At 67.8% G+C, this 4,810-nt stretch carries 3 protein-coding genes and 2 pseudogenes; 3 read left to right on the top strand and 2 right to left on the bottom strand.

The genetic code is table 11. The features are described 5' to 3' along the window. Positions 1–269 (top strand): transposase (locus LY05_RS14880; protein ID WP_148923693.1); only part of this gene is annotated, 269 nt, incomplete at its 5' end. Positions 270–278: 9 nt separating this feature from the next. Here LY05_RS14880 and LY05_RS14875 read toward each other — a convergent pair. Beyond that, entirely contained in the window at positions 279–1,046 is a 768-nt protein-coding gene (locus LY05_RS14875; protein ID WP_148923692.1) for an ABC transporter ATP-binding protein, read from the bottom strand. A 139-nt stretch (positions 1,047–1,185) separates the two neighbouring features. Between LY05_RS14875 and LY05_RS14870 the strand changes: the two genes are divergently transcribed. Next, entirely contained in the window at positions 1,186–2,085 is a 900-nt protein-coding gene (locus LY05_RS14870) for a LysR substrate-binding domain-containing protein (RefSeq protein ID WP_148923691.1), read from the top strand. A 511-nt stretch (positions 2,086–2,596) separates the two neighbouring features. On the opposite strand, the pseudogene LY05_RS14865 reads toward LY05_RS14870, so the two are convergent. Beyond that, positions 2,597–4,453 (bottom strand): annotated as a pseudogene (locus tag LY05_RS14865) (arsenate reductase (azurin) large subunit); the annotation flags it as partial. A gap of 77 nt (positions 4,454–4,530) precedes the next feature. Between LY05_RS14865 and LY05_RS14855 the strand changes: the two are divergent. Then, positions 4,531–4,788 (top strand): annotated as a pseudogene (locus tag LY05_RS14855) (transposase); the annotation flags it as partial. Between the last annotated feature and the right edge of the window lie 22 nt (positions 4,789–4,810).

The following is a 4,810-nucleotide window of genomic DNA, read 5'->3' as shown; positions in this document are numbered from 1 at the left end:
ATGCCGGTCCGAAGCTGCGCGACGCCATGAAGGGCCACGGCGACTGGGACATCGAGATCATCAAACGGTCCGACACAGCATCGGGTTTCGAGGTGCTGCCGCGCCGATGGGTCATCGAGAGAACATTCGCCTGGCTGGGCCGCTCGCGCCGCCTCGCCAGGGATTGGGAGGCGACGACCGCAAGCTCCGAGGCATGGCTGCTGATCGCCCATATCCGCATTCTTGTCAGACGCTTGGCTCGATACCACGCACCACCGGTCGAATTATGAGTCGGGCTCTCAGGCCGCCTCGCCCAGATAGGCGTCGATCACCGCCTTGTCGTTGCGGATTTCCTCGGGCGCGCCCTCGGCGATCTTGGCGCCGAAGTTCAGCACCACGATGCGGGTGCATATCTCCATGATCAGGCCCATGTGATGCTCGATCACCAGCACCGCGACGCCCGAATCCCGGATCTCGCGGATCAGCCGGCCCAGCTCCTTGCGCTCATGCGCGACCAGTCCGGCGGCGGGTTCGTCGAGCAGCACGACCTTGGGCCGCGCGGCCAGCGCCGTGGCGATCATCAGGAAGCGCTGCTGCGCCGACGAGATGGCGCCCGTCTTCGTCTCGGCGACCGGGCGCAGGCCGGTCATGTCGAGAAGCTCCTCGACATGGGCCGCGACCGCCTCGTCCTCGGCCGAGCGGCGGCCGAAGGCGAAGACCGACGACAGCGGGTGCGAGCGCCGCGTGACCTGCCCGCCCAGCGCAATCTGCTCGCGCACCGTGAACTCGGGAAACAGCCGCGCGGTCTGGAACGTGCGCGCCAGGCCCAGCGCGACGCGCTCGTATTCGGGCAGGGTCTGGACATGGGCGCCGTCCAGCACGATCTCGCCCGCGCTGGCGGCGTGGACGCCGGCCAGCGTGTTGACCGTGGTCGACTTGCCCGAGCCGTTCGGCCCGATCAGCCCGAGAATGTCGTGCGGATGGACCTGAAAGGACAGATCGCGGATCGCCTTCACGCCCCCGAACGACTTGCTCAGCCCCTTGACCTCCAGCACCGGAGCGGTCATCGCATCCTCCCTCGCGCGCCCCTGCGATGAATGAAGCCTGGCCAAGGGCGGGCCGCGCGAAAAATTGAAATATTCTTACGGCTCATCGAATTTTTCGATAACATCCGGTGCAGGGATCGCTGCGCCGGAGGCTGGCGGCATGGGCCGCACGATCAGAAATCTGAAATCATTTCAGGTGTTTGAGGCGGCGTATGCGGCGCGGAACGTGACCCGCGCGGCGCGCGCTCTGAACATCACGCAAAGCGCGGTGAGCTACCACATAAAGAAATTGGAAGACGAGATCGGCGCGCCCCTGTTCCGCCGCACCCCGAGCGGGCTCGAGCCGACCGAGGCCGGCGACGAGCTTGCGCGGCATGTCGCGCGCGGGCTCGAGATCATCCGCACCGGCATCGAGCGGCTGACCGAGCGCCCGCGCACCGTGCGCGTGGCGCTGCTGCCGATGTTCGCAAGCCGCTGGTTCTCGTCGCGGATCGGGGCGCTGCTCGAGGCCAGGCCCGATCTCAACCTGTCGATCCAGAACCACAACAACAGCTTCGCGCGCATGGTTGCGCCCGAAAGCTTCGCCGACATCGGCTTCCAGTGGGGGCGCGGCGCCTGGAAGGGCTTTCACGTCCGCCGCCTGTGGCCCGAGCGGTTGGCGGTGGTGTGCAGTCCCGACTACCTTGCCCGTCACCCGATCTCGCGCCCCGAGGATCTGGCGGCGTGCACGCTGCTTCATGTCGACGACACCCGGATGTGGGACGAGTGGTTCGCCGGTCGGGGGTTGCGGCTGTCGCCCGACCAGCCCCAGATGATGCTCGAGGATCGCCACTTCCAGCTCAGCTCAACCATCAACGGGCTTGGCGTGTCGCTGTTTGCCGCCTGGCTGGTCGCGCCCGAGATCCGCAGCGGCGCGCTGGTCAATCCCTTCGGGCGCAGCTTCGAGACGAGCTTCGCCTATCACGTCATCATGCCCCGATCGGTGGCGCCGTCCGAGGCGACCCGGGCCTTTCGCGACTGGCTCGACGCGCAGTGCCGCGAGGCGCCCGCCGAGGCGTGAGCCGGGCGGCGCGCCCGCGCGGGCCCGAGCCGCGCGCGGCGGACCCGGCCGCGGGCGCGCGGCGTCGGCCGACGCCGGCGGCGCCCGGGGGCTGCCGGGCGGCGACTGGACGGCGACTGGGCGGCGACTGGCGTTGAGCGGCGTTGACTGGGCGTTGACTGGGCGTTGACCGGGCGTTGACTGGGCGGCGCGGGTGCGGGCGCGTCGCGCGATCGCCTTCGCCGCCTTGCGGCGGCGCGCGCTCTCGGGCCATGGCCGGCCCGATGCCGTCGGCGCGCAAGGCCCTGCGGCGCGGGGCGAATGCGCCGGCCTCGGGCGCCGCAAGTCACGAGGGGGCGTCGCGCGTCGGGCCGCGGTTGCGGATCGTTTGGCGGGGCAGGGGCGGGGCCGCGCGTCGGCCCGGGCCGCGCGGGGCGTCGGGCATTGCTGCCGGGGCGCTTCGTCCGGCGCGGCGCGAAGGCGAAGGGGTCATGGCGGGCGCCGCGCGCCATTACCGTTCTTTCCGGCGGTCTTACAGGACCGCTTCGTGCGATTTGAACGAGATCGCGCGCGTCTCGGGCGTGGCGTCCGAGATCTTGCGGATGTCGCCCCAGGTGTGCTTGTAGTCCGGCAGGACCAGCTCGTTCACGCCGGGGTTGACGACGTTGCCCTGGCTGCCCGCGGGCGAGCCGAACACCATCGCCACCGTGTTGCGCTTGAGCGTGGGCATCGGATAGGCCATGCCCTGCGTCACGCCGTTCTCGTTGACGATCTCGATCAGGTCGCCGGGGTTGATGCCCAGCTCGACCATGTCGTCGGGATGCATCTCGACGAACGGGTGCGGGTAGCGATCCTGGATGAACTCGTTGTCCTGATCCAGGAACTGGTTCTGCCAGAAGATGTTGGCGCGCACGTTGTTGATCCAGAAGCGATGGCTCGCCTTTTCGCGCGCCTTGCCGGGGGCCTGCCAGCCGCGCCAGGCGCCCGCGCAGAACAGCGCCTTGCCGTCCTCGCGCCCATGGCGGGTGAAGCGGCCATCGGCGTAGAGGCGCTTGGCGCCCACCAGCTGGCCGTTCTCATAGCCCACGACGGGCTCCTGCACGCCGTTGGCGCCCATGGCGCGCAGGCGCTCGTAGGTCACCTCGGGGTTGGCCGAGTGGTAGCCGTCCATGAAGGCGTCTTCCTCGGTCTTCCAGTCGAAGCCCTTGAACTGGTCGGCATAGGCGTCGTGCCCCATCTCGCGCAGCACGCGCTCCATGTGCTGGGCGATGCCGGCGGCGATCAGGCAGTCGGGGCGCGAGTTGCCATACGGGTCCATGTATTTCTCGGACAGGCGCAGCCGCCGCTCGCCGTTCATCGAAGTGAGGTTCATCTCGTTCGATTCGCAGGCGGGCAGGATGACATGGGCGTTCTGGCCGATCTGGCTGTGGATGATGTCCACGTCCACCACGAACAGGCCGCCCGCGTTGATGGCGGCGACGATGGCGTCGACCAGCTGCTCGCGCGTGCCGCCGGCGGCGGCGTCGATCGCGTCCTTGACCATGTCCGAGCGGCGCTTGTGAACGCGCTTGAACTCGCTGGCGTTGAGCGTGGTCTTGTAGTGGTCGCAGGCCCAGATGTGATGCACGCCGCCCAGTCCGCGGATGAGGAACTGGTCGACATACTCGGCCGGCCGGCCCACATGCGCGTCGGACGGGCGGAAATACCCCTCCTGATGGCCGCCCAGACGGCAGACGCCGCCGCCTTCTCGCCCGATGTTGCCGGTGGCCAGGGCGATGTTCACCAGCGCGCCGACGGTGCGGTAGTTGTCGTTGCCCCAGATCACGCCCTTTTCATAGGCGGTGACGCACTTGCGGCGGCTGCCGTCCTCGTGCGGCCTGGCGATCCACTCGGCGGCCTTGACGATGTCGGCCGCCGGCACGCCGCAGATCTTCGACGCCTCCTCGACCGACATGCGCACCTGCTCGAGCGCATGCTCGAAGCTGCCGAGGCTGGCGGGATAGGCCTCGTTCTGGCGCACGGCCACGCCGTCTCGGAAGGTGGACTTCTCGATGAACTCGCGGTCCACCCAGCCCTGATCGGCGATGTAGGCGAACAGCGCGTTCAGCAGCGCAAGGTCCGTGCCCTCGTTGATCGGCAGGTGCAGGACGTTCTCCTTGCCCGCGTATTGCTCGGCCGAGGCCACGGTGATCGAGCGGCGCGGATCGACGACGATCATCTTCGCGCCGTTCTGCAGACCCTTGACCATGTGGTTGAGGAACAGGTTGGTCTGCGTCTCCATCGGGTTGGCGCCGACGATGAAGATCGTGTCGGTCAGCTGGTAGTCCTCATAGGCGTAGTTCAGCTCGTCCACGCCCATGTCGCGCGACGAATGCACCTCGGAATTGTAGGCCGGGCGGTTTGACCTGCTCCCCTGAAAAGTCCTCGGTTTGAGGTTAGCCTGTTCTCCGACTGAGGAGACAGACGATGAAGAGAAGCCGGTTCAGCGAAGAGCAGATCATTGGCATCCTGAAGGAGCACCAGGCCGGGCTCGGCGCGAAGGAGCTGTGCCGCAAGCACGGCATCAGCGACGCGACGTTCTACAAGTGGCGCTCCAGGTATGGCGGCATGGAGGTGTCTGACGCCAGGCGGCTGAAGTTGCTGGAAGCGGAGAATGCCAAGCTGAAGAAGATGCTGGCGGAGCAGATGCTCGATGTGGCGACGCTCAAGGAGATGCTTGGAAAAAACTTCTGAGGCCCGGTTCGAG

It is taken from the genome of Oceanicella actignis, from assembly GCF_008124525.1.
GTDB classification, from domain to species: Bacteria; Pseudomonadota; Alphaproteobacteria; order Rhodobacterales; family Rhodobacteraceae; genus Oceanicella; species Oceanicella actignis.
This window is presented reverse-complemented; position numbering and strand designations above follow the sequence as displayed.